The sequence below is a fragment of the Asticcacaulis sp. AC466 genome, assembly GCF_000495815.1.
Lineage (GTDB): Bacteria > Pseudomonadota > Alphaproteobacteria > Caulobacterales > Caulobacteraceae > Asticcacaulis.
Genome location: NZ_AWGE01000022.1, coordinates 53,666 through 68,550, shown reverse-complemented (window position 1 = coordinate 68,550; position 14,885 = coordinate 53,666). Strand labels below are relative to the sequence as shown.

Below are 14,885 nucleotides of genomic sequence, written 5' to 3'. Positions count from 1 at the left end.
ACGTTTCGCGCCTTTCGCCAACGGTACACCAGTTGTTAGGCGGCGATAAACACTCATTAAACCAAGCTAAGTACGTCACTGAGTGCCCCCTTTCTGAGGGTAAGCCGTAGCTATATCTCCTTTGCGCGGCTAGGCGAAATCAGGCCAGCGTTTGTCAATCAGCCAAGATATCTCTTACTTTTTGCAGTGCATTTGCCATCTTGAGGCGTGATGCCATCCTCAGGCGTCGAAGGCCGCGACGCGGGCGCGGATGGCGCTTAAGCTATCGTCGCGCAGCAGTTCGCCATTGCGCCATACGGTCTCAAGCGCATTGCGGCCGCCGTCGACGGGCTGGAAGTCGCCATCTCTTACTGCTACGGTCCGAAACGCGCCGTTGTCGCCAGCCAGCCCGAGCAAGCCGCGCTTTGACCGTTTGCCGGCATCGGTGACCGGGTCCTTATAGACGTCGCGCCAGACGCCGCCCACCTTGGCCGCCGACGCCTTATAGGCAAATTGCAGGGTGTCGCGGTCGCATTTTTGCAGCAGCGCGCCGCCCATGCCAAAGGCGATATTCGAGGCGCTGAAGCCTTCCGCCGTCAGCCGGTTGAGGATCGCCTCGATGCTGGTCGGATTGACGCCGTCGCCCTGAATGACGCGGACGTTTTTCAGGACGCGATAGCCCTTGGTATTGGTATCGGTGCCGAACTTTTCCGCCAGCAGACCGACCGTTTTCGCCACCACCGCGACCGGATCGCCGCTGTCCGGGCGCACCACCAAGGTGGCGCCGCTGTCTATCACCTGCTGGCGCAGGCTTTCGCCCCACATGTGCTCGACGGCGTGAAACAGATCGTAGGAATCCGACACGACGGCGAATACCGCGCCGGGCTTGCCGAATTGCCGGATCATATTGGCGTAGGCGGCCTCTTCGTTCGGACGCTCCCAACTGGTGATGGTGGAGTGTTCGGCCGCCGGGATGGAAAAGCCGGCAAGCGGCGCATTGTAGAAACGGCGGGCCGCAACCAGGGCCGTCAGGGTATCCGTTCCCTGAAAGTTGGTCAGATGCGCCATGCCGCCCAAGCTTGCCGACTGGTCAGAGGAGACGCCGCGCGCGCCGAAGTCGTGCAGTTTGAAGGGCAGTTCGGCGTCGGGCGTATCGGACGTAGCGATCAGATGCTTGCGGATCAGCTGGCGGACGCCGTTACTGATCGTCGCCACCGTGATTGGATACCATACGCGCAGCAAGGCCGTTTCGACATAGCTGGTGAGCCAGAAGAAGTCCGGGTCGGTATTGACCACCGTCATCATGGGCAGGCGCAAGGGGGCAATCGTGCCTTCCGGCTGGGCGCGAATTTCCAGGGGCAGGTGGCCGCCGTGGCGATCGATCAACAGCTCCCAGCCCGCGCGGTGAAACGGCAGACCGTGCGGCACCAAAATCTCTTCGGCCTCGTCGATATCGGCCCTGGTGACGGGCCTGGAGAACTCCGCTTTCAATATGGCCTGGAGCCCGAAGAAGAGCGCCTTTTCGTAGGCGCCGCCGCGCGCTTCGACATAGGAAAAGACGTGTTCGGTCGCGGGCGGGTACTGGAGGAAGTGGCTGGTTTTGTAACTGTCGGTATTGAGGATCGGGTTGGTCGTCATGACTGAAGGTCCTTCACCTCGGCTATCTTTTGGCTCGTTTCCAAGCGGCGTCCGGCGCGGCGCACACGGCGCCCGTATGGCGATTGTCGCGAGCGGCCGCCCAGGCGCAGGTAGCCTTTCACCAAATCCAGAGGGTGTCAATGTCCGCGTCTGGCGCGGCCGGGGTCACAGGGAACCGGACGGGCAGGGGGCCTGCATGTCTGGGCGCTGCAAGAGGGCGGTGCGGGCCTGACTGAGGTCTTTGCCGTCGCGGGCGGGCGTTTCGGCGGCCCCGGCCAGGCCGGTCCAAAGGGCGGCGTTGAAGGCGGTGGTGTCGAGGTGATCTTCGATTTCGAAGTTCTGGCCCTTCATCGCCTGCGCCCAATAGGCCGCCGTGCGCAAGGGGCAGGTCTGGGCCACAGTGGACGCCACGAAGGCCTGCGGCGCAATGGGCAAGGCGGTCGATTTGAGCACCAGTGACGCGTGGGCCGTGTAGGTCCAATCCTGTTGCTGAGGGTCGAACGCGTCCGCCATCGGCACGGCCAGGGCATCGTTCAGCCCCATCGGTTTCAGGCCGAGAACGCCCTCTATTGTGCGCAACATATTGATCGTGGTGTAGGGGGCGGACACAACCGCATGCTGGCGCACATAGGGGCCGACGATATAGGCGATGCTGCGGCGGGCGCTGACGTGATCGGCGCCGTTCTGAGCGTCGTCTTCGATAACGAAGACCAGGGTGCTGTCCTTGATGGTGCTGTGGGCGATGCGTTCGATGACGAGGCCCAGCGCATAGTCATTGTCGGCCATCTCGGTTTCGACCGTGTTCACGCCGTCGATGGCCGTATCGAAATCGCCGAAATGGTCATGGCTGATGCGCAGCAGGGTCAGGGCCGGTACGGACTGACTGGCCTCTTGCTCAGCGAATTCGCGCATCCATTCCTGCACGTTCCAGTAGTCGGGGAATTTCTGATCGAAGCCGCGATAATAGGGATCGCTCAAACCCGCCAATGCGCGGTCATCGGCGGTGAAAACCGTCGTCTTGTCGGCAAAGGCATGGCGGGCCAGCGGCGCAGAACCGGGTTCGCCCGCGTCATAGGGCATGTCATTGGCAAAGCCGTAATTGCGCAGGGACAGCCCCGCACGCAGCGCCGCGTTCCACAGAAAACCCTGACCCGGCAGGTCGTCGTCCTTGGCGTCGGGTGAGGTGATGGCCAAGGGCCCGGGCAGCACGTCATCATCGTCGCTGGCCTTGGGGTTGGCGGCGCGCCGCGCCTTGGCGGGGAGGGCGGTGTTGAGGTTACGCGACGTGCCTTCGGATTCATAGGCCAGACCCCGGCCGGCATAGTTGACCGGCGCGGTTTTTTCCAGGAGGTCGGTGGCGCGCGCCGCCGTGGACCACGACCAGCCGGTGCTCGATTGCTCGCCCGAATCCATGAAGTTGTCGAAATTGACGAACTGGCGGGCCAGGGCGTGATGATTGGGCGTCAGGCGTTCGCCCAGAATGGCCAGGCGCGGATCGCCATTGCCGGTCTCCAGATCGCCCAGGACCTGATCATAGGTGCGGTTTTCCTTGATGATGAAGACAACATGCGAAATGCGTTGGTGAATCTGGGCCATGACCGCATCGCCGCGCGCCCGTTCGGCCTGTTTATCGAGGCCGGTGTTTTCCGCCACCTTGAGCGTCAGGCTGGCCAGTTCGGCGGGACGCGGCAAGGGGGCTTGCAGCAGGCCCGCCTTTTCAAGCTGGAAGATATATTGGTTTGACGCGCCGCACGCCGTCGGTTGGGCGCGCTCGACCGCGACCTTGGGCTGGCACCCCTGAGGGTTGGGCCCCGGCGGGCTTTTGCGGTTGGCGACGAAGACGCGGCCCCGGTGCGTGGCCACCGCGCTCGGATACCAGCCCGTCGGCATAAGGCCTTCGACGCGGGCGCTGGCGCCGGAGGTATCAAGCATGGCCACGGCATTGATGCCGCCAAAGGTCACCAGAAGCTGGCCATCCGGCAGCAGGGCCAGCGCATTGGGATTGACGCCTTTTCCTAATTCACGGGTGTCCATTTGTTCGGGCATTTGCTCGGGGAAGCCCATGGCCGCCTCCTGGAGCAGGCGATCGTCAGACGTATCGATGACGGCCAGCTTGTCGGCATTGTCTTCGGTGGCGTAGAGGCGATGGCGCACGGGGTCGATAAGCAGGGTGGTCGGCTCGCCTGCGACGGGCAGGCGGCGCGCGACACGGATCGCCTCGCCATCGATGTCGAGCGCAATGATCTCGCGGTCGCGGGCGGCGCTGACATAGGCGTGGCGCGCGTCGCGCCAAACGACATCGAACGGGTATTCGCCGCCGGCCACGCCGCGTTGGCCCGGGTCGATCTTACCCGGCCTAAGGTCTTGTTCCGTCACCTTCGCCGTGGCCAGGTCAATCAGGCTGACCGAGTCGTTGTAATAGTTGGCGACGAGCAGGCGTCGGCCATCGGGGCTGACCGCCAATCCCGCGGACTGCGGCTTGACGTCTATGCCAATGCCCGCACTGTGCCCCAGCGCGATGGGCTTACCCGTCTGGTGGTAGCCGCGTTTTCCGCGCACAAAGCGATAGACCGCGTCATCGACGCCGCCCGAGACATAGAAGCCCAGGCTGTCCGGTCGCCAGGCCACGCCGTAGAAGGCGTTGGGTATCTCAAGCGTTTGGCGGTGCACGGCGCCTTTGGCGGTCAGGTCATAGACAAAGACATATTGCCCGGATTGGTCTTTGAGCAGTTTGCCGTCCGGCCCGTTATAGCGGTTGAAGCCGCTGGTCAGGATCAGCATGTGCCGTCCGTCCGGGCTGATGCGCAGGGCGGCGGCCCCGTCGGCGACATAGTCCGGATACGGCCCGATCCCGGTGCGCAGCGGCGAAAACACGGCCGCCTTCGTCGCTAGAGGCGTCACCGTCTGACCGGTCGGCAAGGGGCGCGGGGCCTCGGCACAGGCCGCGCCTGCCGCCAGAACGGCGAGAGTAGCCAGGGCGGGCATAAATGACCTGATCATGGACGTGACCTCAAAAGACATGACGATAGGCTCCGTCTTTGGCGCAGATTGGCGAAGCTTATATGACAGAGGGCGGAGGATGTGAATTAACTCTCTAAGACGCGCACATCCGGGCTCTCCATTCCGGTGCATCCTGGCCACCTGTCCTTGATTGGCGCCAGTCATGCTTAGAGCGTATTCCTGTCTGACTGAATCGGATTGGCGCTCTACGTCCTTGCTTAACCGCGCCTTATTCAGTCGCCGGCTTTGCTATCGCCAGCGATCTAACGAGTTGGCGACTAAGCTTCGCGTTCAGCAGGGCGGCGAGCTCCGTATTGGTCTCTTTTGACTCATGATTCATGATGACCGTAGAAATCCACCCGCTATCATCGCGCACACCAACAATGATGATCTCGAAACGCGCGTCCGATGCCAGTATGGCCAGCGTGACGATATAGTCGCGGCTGGCAAGGTGTTTTCTGAAAATGTCGGTTGCAGAGAGATAAATGCCCTCAAGCGCACGCAGGACGGCTGCGACCTGATCGCGCCCGCAAACCGGGCAGTCGAGCAGGTTTGAGCGCAGGATGACGTCGTCCGCCAACTCGGGAATGAGGGTAACGCCATCCTTCTCAAAGATGGCCATCAACCGTCACCCGCGACGGGAGCATTCACGTCGTCGGTTCGCGGAAACGTTACGGTGAACGAGGTGCCGTCCACTTCAGACGACTTCACACTAATGGTTCCCCCGTGCGCGGTCACAATCTGACGCGAGATGTAAAGCCCAAGCCCGAGGTTTGTTGAGATCGGCTTGCTTTTCGTGTCCTCGTTCGATTGAGCGCGGGTCATCGCGCTGAAAATCGAGCGAATTGCGTCCGGACCGATGGGCGCACCTTCATTGTGCACGCACAGGACGACCGCCTTCGGCAGGCCTTCGACCGTCATGCGAATGGGTACGCCGCGAAATCCGTATTGCACGGCATTGCCAAGCAAATTGGACAGCACCTGCCCGATGCGGGCCTTGTCCCAAAACCCACCGACATCGCCGGTCACCTTTAACTGAAATTCCCGGGTCGGGTGAAGGACGCGCATCTCATCGATGAGTTGGTGACTGACGAAACCCATATCCATTTTGTCGCGCACGATCGGCAAACCGGTGCCCAGTCGCGCGCGCGTCAGGTCAAGGAGATTGTCGACGATTTCACTGGCGCGGGTACAGCTTTCCTGGATTTGCGCCTGGAGCATACCCTGTCGCTCGTTCAGTCCGCCGATCTTTGTCGCCAGTTGCGCTGACATCGATATGGCGCCCAAGGGATTACGCAGATCATGACTGAGAATGCCCAGGAACAGGTTGCGCGAGAGATCCAGCTTCTTTGTGTAGTCCCGGATCGATTCCGCGACGGACTGGTCGATCGCCTCGTGGAACCGGGTGAGATCCTTTAAATCCTGGCCGGTCACTTCGGTCAGGGTGGTGCCCCACAGTTTGACGATACTGGCCCGAAGCGCGCGATATTCAGACACCATCTGATCCATGTCGAAACCGCCATCATATCGCAGGGAGGCATGGGTCTCTGCGGCACTGGGATATGGCCCCGGCGCCTTGTCCCCCCGTGATTTTTCAGTCTGCTCAGCGTCGGTCTGGGCGGATTCCAGGTCTTGGACAATGAAGGTGAGGAGTTCCTCTATATGGTCCCGTAATGTCAGCGACCCCAAATGCTGGTCCGCAGGCACGAGGGTCAGGGCAAAGCCTTCCCAATCGGCCACAATTTCCTTGGTATTTTCCGTGATAAACGCCGCTAATCGCATGCTTGCTCTTTCATGAGCCGGGACGGTCCTCCCCAGCGATGCAAAGGACTGCGGTCGTCTTAGGCCAGCCGGATGTGTGTGTCTTATGCTTTGGTTGTATCGCCACAGCGGTTACGCCTACAGGGTTGCACGTATCGTTTCAATGACGTCGTGGACGATATATGGCTTGGAGATGAACGGCAGACCCGCCAGTTCGTCTGTCGACCGCGACCGGCCGGAGGTGAGGATGACTTTGACGCGCGGAAAATCCTCTTTTACAGCGTGCGCCAGGCCCAATCCATCTATCGCGCCCGGCATGTTGATGTCGGTGAATATGAGATCGACGTCGTCCTTCGTCACAAGGTAAGCCAGGGCATCGTCTGCGGAACAGAAGTCAACGACATCCAGATTGGCATCTCTCAGGGTCTCTACGATCACGAACCTTAAAAGAGGCTCGTCTTCGACAAGCAATATTTTACCCATGAACGCTACCCCATTAAGCCTGTAAGGCGCATTAGGGAACGGCCTGAACGTCCGGGATAGCCCATCTGCGACCCTCAATAGAGTATTTGTACGAAACGTACTGTAAGTTTTCGATATGACCCTGTCGCGGGCGTCGCAATCAGAGTCATCAACCGGTTTTTCAGTACGATTCGTACATTTCACCGTGCGGTGAACAGCCTGTGATATTCGGATTCCGGCACGCCATAGAAACCTTCGGCATAGTCTACGAGCCCATCGCGTCTCAAGATGAGGATATTCCCCCGCCGAGTCGCAATCAGACCGAGGCGTTCCAGCCGCCGCAAAGCGATTGTCACACCTGGCCGGCGTACCCCCAACATGGTCGATAATGTATCGTGGGTGAGTTTCAGATCGTCTGTCTTCAGGCGGTCCTGCGCCATCAGAAGCCATCGGCTCAACCGATGCTCGATCGTTCCTTCGGCATTGACGAGGACGGTATTGGACGTCTGAAGGTGAAATACAAAGCCATACAGGGCGAAGCGCTGCGCCAGGGTTGAGCTTCTGCCGATCAGACTGCGCAGGCTTACGGCCTGAATACTGTACGCCGTGCCATCGGACTGCATGACGGCTTCGTTGGGCGACTGGGTCGCGCCCGTCACGACCGCCAGGCCGGTCATGCCTTCAAAGCCGATGAGCCCGACTTCCGCCTGCCTCGTGCCCGGACGGCATGACGCGACAACCGATACCAGCCCGGTCTCTATGAAATAGGCCGTTTCTATCGGCTTGTTGGGCGTTTCCAACCGTTGCCGGAAGGTCAGGGTTACGAGCTTCAGATGCGGGCGCACCAGGTTGGAATCATGGTCGTCGAGACCTGAAAGAATGAGATTATGGAAATTGGGTGTGGACGGGTTGTGGGGCACGGATCTCACCTTGTTCAAGGTAAGAGCCTGCGCGTCTCTCAACTGCCGGGCACCTGGGGACCAAAATCGGCAGTAGCACAGTGTACACCCCTTCGCAGGCCGTGCATATGGCCGCAAATGTACGTTTCGTACAGGATTGCCATTAATTGCGCGCCTATTCTAAATGTCCACCATCCGGGGTTTGTCGTCATCCCTTTCCGGTTTCGCCGCCGCGCCGTCTGGCCAGTTCGGCCCGCACCAGCGCGTGGATGTCCAGCCCGGAGATCGTCAGGCCATCGATCTTGGCGGTGTCGATCGAGACGCCGCTGAGATTGACATTGGTCAGTCGCGCGCCGCTCAGATCGACATGATCGAACGCCGCGCCAGCCAGCCGGCAGTGGGTGAAGGCGGCCTCCGTCAGGTTCCGGTTGTCGAAGCGGCGCGGTTCTGGCGCGGCGCCCTTCATCGGCTGACCGACGTCGATGCGGTTGCCGTCCAGGTCGGCGAAGACGAAGGCGCGCAGGCCATAGTCCTTGTTGGCCAGCGATTTGATAATCCGTGTCCCGGCCGCGACCAAAACCTCATGCAGGGCGTCCACATTGTCGACCAGCAAACTGGCGACATTGCTGGTCGAAGGCGTGTGGGTCTTGACCAGGCTGAGATGCAATTCGGCGTCGTCCTTTTCCAGGATCATGAAGCCGACGGGATCGCCATTTTCGAAGGTCTTTGTGAAGCCCAGGACCTCGCGGTAGAAGGCATAGGCCTTTTGGATGTCGCGCGTGAAGGCGGACGCGGCCAGGCGCCCGAAGGTGATGTTTGAAATCGATGAGGTCATCGCTTGCTGTCTCCCCGTGGAAAATATACGGAAAGGGCAGGGGCGGCGGTGCGCTTACCCGGAATGGAGCGGTGTCCGGCTTCGTTTTTGCCACAGACACCTGGCCAGGGCAAGGGCCGCGCATTCCAGTGTGTACCCGTTGACAGGCGCTTCTTTCGGCCATAGAGAGGCGGCATGTCCGCTATGATGACCCCAATTACAACCCGTAAAACACTCCGCTTCGGCGGGGCGTGTTCGGGTGTGCGCACGGTCTAAGGCGCGACAACCCAGACAGAAGCCCCGCCGAAGCGCGGGGCCGTCTCATTCCGAACCGGCAAAATCCCGCGCCTCCGCCTTTTATTTCAGGAGACGCCTACCCATGACTTCATCCCTTTCTCATGCCGCCCCTCATGTCGGCCCCAAGGTCGGCATTGTCGGCGCGACCGGTTTGGTCGGCGAAATGATGCGCACCTTGTTGGCGGAGCGCCGGTTCCCGGTGGCGTCGCTGCGGCTTTTCGCTTCGGCCCGGTCAGCGGGCAAGACTATCGCCTGGGGCGGGGCGGAGATCGTCGTCGAAGACGCCGCCACGGCCGACTATGCCGGGTTGGACATCGTGTTCTTTTCCGCCGGCGGTGACACGTCGCGGGCCTTGGCGCCCAAGGTGGCGGCCGCGGGCGCGATCGTCATCGACAATTCGTCGGCGTGGCGCAGCGATCCGGACGTGCCGCTGGTGGTGGCCGAGGTGAACCCCGACGCGCTAAACCACATACCCAAGGGCATTGTCGCCAACCCCAATTGCACGACCATGGCGGCCATGCCGGTGCTCAAGCCTTTGCATGACGCGGCGGGCCTAAAGCGATTGGTGGTCAGCACCTATCAGGCCGTTTCGGGTGGTGGTGACGCCGGTATCCGCGAATTGGAAGCCCAGGTTCAGGCGGCCCACAACAGCGCCGATCTGGCGCGCGACGGCGGGGCTGTGGCCTTTCCGGCGCCGCAAAAATGGGCCGTGCCCATCGCCTTCAACGTCGTGCCGGTCAACTATGTCATCGGGGCGGACGGCTATACCGAGGAAGAGAACAAGCTGCGCGACGAAAGCCGCCGCATCCTGGATATTCCCGGCCTGCCCGTATCGGGGACGTGCGTGCGGGTGCCAGTCTATAGCGGCCATTCCCTGTCGATCAATGCCGAGTTCGAGCGCCCCATTGCGGTGGCCGAGGCGATGCGCCTGCTTGGCGATGCGCCGGGCGTGGTGGTGTGCGACGTGCCCAATCCGTTGGACGCGACGGGCAAGGACCCGGTCTTCGTCGGGCGGGTGCGCGCCGATCCGACCGTCGAACACGGCCTGGCTTTGTTCGTGACGGGCGATAATCTGCGCAAGGGCGCGGCGCTCAACGCCATTCAGATCGCGGAGGTATGGCTGGCGCGGGCTCAGGCGTAAGGGCATAAACAGGCGGATGGCTGGGGCACCGGATAAGCGCCCCAGCCTGGCTGATTTTTATCCCGCCACGTTGTCCGGTTCGAATGCCATCAGCCGGCGCACGGTCCGACCGAACGCGGCTTCGTCGGTGGGACCCGCGTCACTGCGCCACGCGACAATGCCATCCGGTCTCACCAGTGAGGCCCCCGCGAGCCCCGTTCCGAAAGCTTCGGCAAAAGAGATATCGTCTGCGACGACGACGTCACGCCCGACGACAACAACGTCTATGGGGAGGGGTGTTTTTGCGCATAGCGCGCGGATCACCCTTTCCCATTCGACATTTTCCGTGATGAGCGCGTAGCGCCGTGTGAACAGTTCGACGGTCGATATTTTCTCTCCGCCGAGATCTATCCAGAGGTGAGGGGCTCTGACGCCCGGCTGGCCGGCCCAGTCCGAGGGAGAGGCGGCGTCCGGCAAATCGCCATCGGCGGTATCCACCGCGAATGAGCGATGAAGCTGACCCAGCTCCATGGCGTCATCGCCGTAGAGCGTGACGGAAGACAGCGGCGTATCCAGATATTGCGCATAGTCCGGCCGCGCGAAGGTTTGCTGATGGCGAAGCCACCCTATGGGTTGGCGTTCCTGGGAATAGGTGTCCAGGAGGGAGGGGTTTGAAAGGCCATCGAGCACAAATTGAAGCTTCCAGGCCAGGTTCCACACATCGTCGATGCCCGTATTGGCGCCGAAGCCACCGCGGGTGGGGGGAAGCTGATGCGCGGCATCGCCGGCGAGGAAGACGCGGCCCTGGGAATAGGTCGTGGCGATGCGTCCGGCCATTTCCCAGGCGCCGGAGGTGATGATGTCAAAGGGCAGGTCGGCGCCCAGGGCGCGGCGTATGTCGGGCGCATAGGCTTCGGCCGGTTTCGCCGCCCCGCCGTAGAACATGAGCACCCAACGGCTGTCGCCATAGGTGGTGAGGAACGCCTTAAACCCGTCCTGCTCAATTTCGAACTGCTGAAAGCCGCGTTCGAGATAGGGGTCGGCGGCCGGGCAGTGGAACAGGACCGAACGGATGTTCATCAGGTGGCCGACCCCTTCGCGCGCGATATTCAGGGCTTCGCGGACCGGGCTGTCGGCCCCATCGCAGGCAATCAGATAGTCAGCCGATACGGTCGAAATCCGGTCGGTCTGCCGGTCGCGGACGGTCACCGTGACGCCGTCAGGGTTTTGCTCAAAGCGGATCATCTCCGTGGACAGTCTGAGCTGTGCGCCAAGCTCAAGGGCCCGTTGCCGCAATATCGGCTCCAGCTTGTCCTGGGCGAAGGCGGCGGCGCCCATGGCCGACAGCGGCCGTTTCGGGCCGACGGCTGGGGAGCTGTTCGACGGCGTCCAACGGGTTTCGTCCCTAACTGCGCCGACCAGGCTGTCCACCTTGGCGCGCCTCAGCCGGAAATCCGGGTCCACGCGCGGAATAAGCGACTGAATGCCGATGGCGCTGTAAAACTCCATCGTATGCTCGGTGAAGCCTGTCGCGCGCGGGTGGAGCGCGCTGCCGGCATGTTTTTCGATGACGATGACGTCGATATTCCGCCAGGCGAGAAAGGCGGCGGCCGACAGTCCGACGAGACTGCCTCCGATGATGATGACCTTGGTGTCGTGCATAGGTTTACCCTTTAAGCCCGTCCGGAGACGGGACGTGAAGGACGACCGGGCTTGTGCGCACGAAGACTTTGAGCTTTGAAAAAGCGAAACCCACGGCACAAACGCAATACGTCCGTTACCGTCGCGGTCCGCGGCCCAAATCGGGCTGGATAGAGGTCCGGGTTAAAATCCAGACTGGCCGGGGCTCACCAAGAACCGGCCCACCATTTTTCGACGCCCTTTTTTACCGGCAACAGAGGCGCTGAGTCAAGGTTTAGGGATGGGTCAAGGTTTAGGGAGCGGCATGGCACGCCGGCACCAAGGTGGGCGGGGTGAAGCCGTCGAAATCACAGGCCAGCTCCGCCGCGTCTATGCGCGTGGCGGTGTCGCGCAGCACATAGGCGTTATTGACGCGCAGAATAAAGAAACAGTGCGGCGCCTATTAACGGTGGACGAAACCGGACACGGTAAGGGCGCGCGGACGTCGTCATAACGCAACGTCCGCACGCGATTTTCGCTGTGCGTTATCAGATCGTCAGACAGTTGCTGCCATGGAACGCGGCTCCCCCCGGGGCGCGTGCGCACTTAAGCCCCAGCCTATTCGGCGTCTTCGGCCATCGCCTTTACCAGCTCCAGGATCTTGCGACGCTGGCGCGGCCCGCGGATGCGCGGGAAGCTGGCGGCCAGTTCCTGGCCTTCGGCCGAGGTCAGGAAGCTGCCGATCGACTGCTCCGCCGACGGTTCGCCGAACACCTGAGCGTCGCCTTCGGCATAGCCGCTGAAGAAATAAACGACCGGCACGTCAAGCGCCTTGCCGATAGCCCACAGCATGGAGGCCGATATGCGGTTCGCACCGCGTTCGTATTTCTGCACCTGCTGAAAGGTCAGTCCGATGGACTTGGCCAGGGCATCCTGGCTCAGGCCCAACGACTTGCGACGCGCCCGCACGCGCAGGCCAACATGAAGATCAACGGGATTTGGGGTGGTTTCGTCGTACGCCATCTACACTTCCTGATACCGAATCGGAGGGGAGAAACTCCGGGGTTTCCTGCTTTGCCATAACATGTTTATTTATAACAGGTCGCTCAACCTTCGGACGTTTTTAAAAGAAACTATCGCTACTTATACCCGTATACGCGACTTCTTACCATTATGACACAATTTATAACCGCGATTTTAATCCGATTCGGCGCTGGGGGCGTATACCGTTTAAACACTCCAGGATGTGACCGGGCGGCGGACAGGCATGTCATTTCTGCGTAAGCGCGCGGCAGGACAGGCATATGGATACAAGTCGGTACAGAGTTATCAGAAACCCCGATACGGAAAAGTGGGAGTTGCAGAACGAAAGCACGGGCGAGGTGTTGAAAAGCTTCCGCACGCGCGATCAGGCGCTGGGCCGGCGGGTGGTGGAACGCACCATCGGCAATACGGGCGTGGTGACGGTTTATCGCCTCGACGGCACGGTTTCCAAGGTGCTGGAATATCCCGTTCGCGCCCGGCGGTAGGCGCAGGCGTCGCCCCAGGCTTTGGTCAATTGGCCCATATAGTCGCGATGGAGGCGGGCGAGGGCGGGGTGGCCGTCGCGGTCATGCCGGTCTGCTCGCAATCGCAGAATATGATTGAGATCCAGGGCGTCTTGATCGCTCAGGTGCTCCCAGCCGAAGGGCGTGCGCTGGGCCATGGCGTCGCCGACGCAGCGAAAGCGCGGCTCACGGATGGACGGGAAGGGGAGGAGGTCGCTCATGCTGCTACCGCCGCGTGAGGGAGCAGCGCCGCCAGCCAGTCCCGCGCGCTTTGCAGGCATTCGCCGGCGGTATCGGCATCGCCGTCCTTCAGATAGCGTTCGGCGTCGTTGAGGCGGTCGATGGCGCGGCGCGTCATGTCGCGGGTGAAATCGGGCGACGGGGCTGTAGGGACTTCGTTCGGCATGGGCGCGGAGGGATCGCCGCGTGCGCTCAGCCAGGCGCGCAGGCCCGCTTCGGCGGCGTCACGGGTTTCGCCCGCGGCCACTTCGAACCAGCGGTCAAAGACGGTATAGGCCGAGGCCACGAAACGGCGGGCAGGGTCGGCGGGCGCGGTGTGTTCGATCAGCTTGGTCAGCATCGTAATCTCCTGAGGGTGAGATTACGATATTACGTTAAATCGTAATTCGCAAGATAAATTACGACATATCGTAATTTTTGAGCGCATGAAAGTGAGAACCCCCACCACCGCATCTCAACGCTTCGCGTTTCGTGCGGTCCCCCTCCCCACCGTAGGTGGGGAGGTACAAAATTATAGCACCTCCCCAACTTGTTTGGGGTTTGGCGCAGGCGAACGTATAGCGTTCGACAAGCCATGGGACCGCGCCCGCAGGGCGGGGTGGTGGGGTATCTGACTTAAGGTCGGCGCAGCTTGGGCGAAAGGGGTACGCTTGCCGTTCGACTTGCGGTATACAAAAGGGTATGCGGGGGACAATGGACATATCGCGCAAGGACATCACCACGGAGCGGTCAGGGTGGCAATGGCCCGGCCTCCGGCGTGCCCGTCCGCTGGACCGTGATATTGTTGCGGACATATTGCGCGTCGATCATGCCGGCGAATGTGGCGCCATACGCATCTATCAGGCCCAACTCTGGGTGGCCAGGTGGCGCGCGCCGGACCTTGACGATTTTCTTAGTCGTACCCTGGCCGACGAAATCGGGCACCGCGACCGGTTCAACGCCCTGATGACGGCGCGTGGCGTCAGGCCTTGCCGCCTGCTTGGCGCGTGGGGACTGGGCGGGGCGGTGCTTGGCTTCGTCACGGCAGTGATGGGGCGGCGGGCCATTCTGCTATGCACCGCCAGCGTCGAACGCTGCGTTCATCGTCATCTCGAAGAGCAGATTCACTGGCTAAGGGCCCGCGATGCCGCCGTGGCCGAGGCCATTACCGCCATTCAGGTTGAGGAGCTGGCCCATCTGGACTTTGCCGAAGCGCACGGCGGCATCGCGCAAACGGCCTGGCAAAAAGCGTTGGATTGGGGTGTCACCACGGCGACCGACTGTTTGATCTGGTTATCCAGCTATGGCGCGTCGGCGCGTCTTGTGCGGTGGGTAAGAGAGTAGGGGCGGGGGAAAAAGTAAGAACCCCCACCCCCACATCTCAACGCTTCGCGTTTCGTGCGGTCCCATGGCTTGTCGAACGCTATACGTTCGGCTACGCCAAACCCCAAGCAAGCCAGGGAGGTGCTATAATCTTGTACCTCCCCACCTACGGTGGGGAGGGGGACCGCGCCCGCAGGGCGGGGTGG

General features: G+C 61.6%; 14 protein-coding genes. 3 read left to right on the top strand and 11 right to left on the bottom strand.

The features are described from left to right. Positions 1 to 219 precede the first annotated feature (219 nt). The 7 genes from AEAC466_RS41265 to AEAC466_RS41235 form a co-directional block, all read right to left on the bottom strand. The gene (locus AEAC466_RS41265; RefSeq protein ID WP_023459849.1) at positions 220 to 1,617 is read right to left on the bottom strand and encodes a nicotinate phosphoribosyltransferase; all 1,398 of its coding nucleotides are present in this window, start codon (positions 1,615 to 1,617) and stop codon (positions 220 to 222) included. A gap of 165 nt (positions 1,618 to 1,782) precedes the next feature. Next, positions 1,783 to 4,617, bottom strand: coding sequence for a YncE family protein (locus AEAC466_RS41260; RefSeq protein WP_155913844.1), 2,835 nt, complete (start codon positions 4,615 to 4,617; stop codon positions 1,783 to 1,785). Positions 4,618 to 4,846: 229 nt separating this feature from the next. Next, complete coding sequence (locus tag AEAC466_RS41255) at positions 4,847 to 5,239, bottom strand: hypothetical protein (protein ID WP_023459847.1); 393 nt, start codon at positions 5,237 to 5,239, stop codon at positions 4,847 to 4,849. Then, complete coding sequence (locus AEAC466_RS41250) at positions 5,239 to 6,399, bottom strand: sensor histidine kinase (RefSeq protein WP_023459846.1); 1,161 nt, start codon at positions 6,397 to 6,399, stop codon at positions 5,239 to 5,241. The genes AEAC466_RS41255 and AEAC466_RS41250 overlap by 1 nt, the downstream gene beginning before the upstream one ends. Before the next feature lie 117 nt (positions 6,400 to 6,516). Continuing rightward, a complete protein-coding gene (locus AEAC466_RS41245) occupies positions 6,517 to 6,861 on the bottom strand; it encodes a response regulator (RefSeq protein ID WP_023459845.1) in 345 nt (114 codons plus the stop codon). A 179-nt stretch (positions 6,862 to 7,040) separates the two neighbouring features. Further along, positions 7,041 to 7,760 carry a Crp/Fnr family transcriptional regulator gene (locus AEAC466_RS41240; RefSeq protein WP_031239472.1) on the bottom strand — a complete coding sequence of 240 codons (720 nt, stop codon included), beginning with the start codon at positions 7,758 to 7,760 and terminating at the stop codon, positions 7,041 to 7,043. 187 nt (positions 7,761 to 7,947) lie between these two features. Beyond that, complete coding sequence (locus tag AEAC466_RS41235; RefSeq protein WP_023459843.1) at positions 7,948 to 8,574, bottom strand: bleomycin resistance protein; 627 nt, start codon at positions 8,572 to 8,574, stop codon at positions 7,948 to 7,950. Between the two features lie 358 nt (positions 8,575 to 8,932). Here AEAC466_RS41235 and AEAC466_RS41230 point away from each other — a divergent pair, with 358 nt between their 5' ends. Then, positions 8,933 to 9,991 carry an aspartate-semialdehyde dehydrogenase gene (locus tag AEAC466_RS41230; RefSeq protein ID WP_023459842.1) on the top strand — a complete coding sequence of 353 codons (1,059 nt, stop codon included), beginning with the start codon at positions 8,933 to 8,935 and terminating at the stop codon, positions 9,989 to 9,991. 57 nt (positions 9,992 to 10,048) lie between these two features. Here AEAC466_RS41230 and AEAC466_RS41225 read toward each other — a convergent pair whose 3' ends face one another. Both AEAC466_RS41225 and AEAC466_RS41215 read right to left on the bottom strand, forming a co-directional pair. Next, a complete protein-coding gene (locus tag AEAC466_RS41225) occupies positions 10,049 to 11,632 on the bottom strand; it encodes an FAD-dependent monooxygenase (RefSeq protein WP_023459841.1) in 1,584 nt (527 codons plus the stop codon). Between the two features lie 576 nt (positions 11,633 to 12,208). After that, positions 12,209 to 12,613, bottom strand: a complete 405-nt coding sequence (locus tag AEAC466_RS41215; protein ID WP_023459839.1) for a helix-turn-helix domain-containing protein — start codon at positions 12,611 to 12,613, stop codon at positions 12,209 to 12,211. Positions 12,614 to 12,894: 281 nt separating this feature from the next. Here AEAC466_RS41215 and AEAC466_RS44655 point away from each other — a divergent pair, with 281 nt between their 5' ends. Then, positions 12,895 to 13,119: a hypothetical protein gene (locus AEAC466_RS44655; RefSeq protein ID WP_155913842.1), complete on the top strand. Its 225-nt coding sequence runs from the start codon at positions 12,895 to 12,897 to the stop codon at positions 13,117 to 13,119. On the opposite strand, the gene AEAC466_RS44650 is transcribed toward AEAC466_RS44655, so the two are convergent. Next, positions 13,059 to 13,358, bottom strand: coding sequence for a hypothetical protein (locus tag AEAC466_RS44650; RefSeq protein WP_155913839.1), 300 nt, complete (start codon positions 13,356 to 13,358; stop codon positions 13,059 to 13,061). The genes AEAC466_RS44655 and AEAC466_RS44650 overlap by 61 nt on opposite strands. Then, positions 13,355 to 13,717: a hypothetical protein gene (locus tag AEAC466_RS41205; protein WP_023459836.1), complete on the bottom strand. Its 363-nt coding sequence runs from the start codon at positions 13,715 to 13,717 to the stop codon at positions 13,355 to 13,357. Before AEAC466_RS41205 ends, AEAC466_RS44650 begins: the two co-directional genes overlap by 4 nt. 353 nt (positions 13,718 to 14,070) lie before the next feature. Here AEAC466_RS41205 and AEAC466_RS41200 point away from each other — a divergent pair, with 353 nt between their 5' ends. Then, entirely contained in the window at positions 14,071 to 14,700 is a 630-nt protein-coding gene (locus AEAC466_RS41200; protein WP_023459835.1) for a demethoxyubiquinone hydroxylase family protein, read from the top strand. The last annotated feature ends 185 nt before the right edge of the window (positions 14,701 to 14,885 follow it).

What these genes read in the sequence shown, in the direction of transcription:
- AEAC466_RS41200 (WP_023459835.1), top strand. Translation starts at nt 14,071, where the DNA reads ATGGACATATCGCGCAAGGACATCACCACGGAGCGGTCAGGGTGGCAA.
- AEAC466_RS41245 (WP_023459845.1), bottom strand. Translation starts at nt 6,861, where the DNA reads ATGGGTAAAATATTGCTTGTCGAAGACGAGCCTCTTTTAAGGTTCGTG.
- AEAC466_RS41205 (WP_023459836.1), bottom strand. Translation starts at nt 13,717, where the DNA reads ATGCTGACCAAGCTGATCGAACACACCGCGCCCGCCGACCCTGCCCGC.
- AEAC466_RS41260 (WP_155913844.1), bottom strand. Translation starts at nt 4,617, where the DNA reads ATGATCAGGTCATTTATGCCCGCCCTGGCTACTCTCGCCGTTCTGGCG.
- AEAC466_RS41230 (WP_023459842.1), top strand. Translation starts at nt 8,933, where the DNA reads ATGACTTCATCCCTTTCTCATGCCGCCCCTCATGTCGGCCCCAAGGTC.
- AEAC466_RS41250 (WP_023459846.1), bottom strand. Translation starts at nt 6,399, where the DNA reads ATGCGATTAGCGGCGTTTATCACGGAAAATACCAAGGAAATTGTGGCC.
- AEAC466_RS44650 (WP_155913839.1), bottom strand. Translation starts at nt 13,358, where the DNA reads ATGAGCGACCTCCTCCCCTTCCCGTCCATCCGTGAGCCGCGCTTTCGC.
- AEAC466_RS41265 (WP_023459849.1), bottom strand. Translation starts at nt 1,617, where the DNA reads ATGACGACCAACCCGATCCTCAATACCGACAGTTACAAAACCAGCCAC.
- AEAC466_RS41255 (WP_023459847.1), bottom strand. Translation starts at nt 5,239, where the DNA reads ATGGCCATCTTTGAGAAGGATGGCGTTACCCTCATTCCCGAGTTGGCG.
- AEAC466_RS41225 (WP_023459841.1), bottom strand. Translation starts at nt 11,632, where the DNA reads ATGCACGACACCAAGGTCATCATCATCGGAGGCAGTCTCGTCGGACTG.
- AEAC466_RS44655 (WP_155913842.1), top strand. Translation starts at nt 12,895, where the DNA reads ATGGATACAAGTCGGTACAGAGTTATCAGAAACCCCGATACGGAAAAG.
- AEAC466_RS41215 (WP_023459839.1), bottom strand. Translation starts at nt 12,613, where the DNA reads ATGGCGTACGACGAAACCACCCCAAATCCCGTTGATCTTCATGTTGGC.
- AEAC466_RS41235 (WP_023459843.1), bottom strand. Translation starts at nt 8,574, where the DNA reads ATGACCTCATCGATTTCAAACATCACCTTCGGGCGCCTGGCCGCGTCC.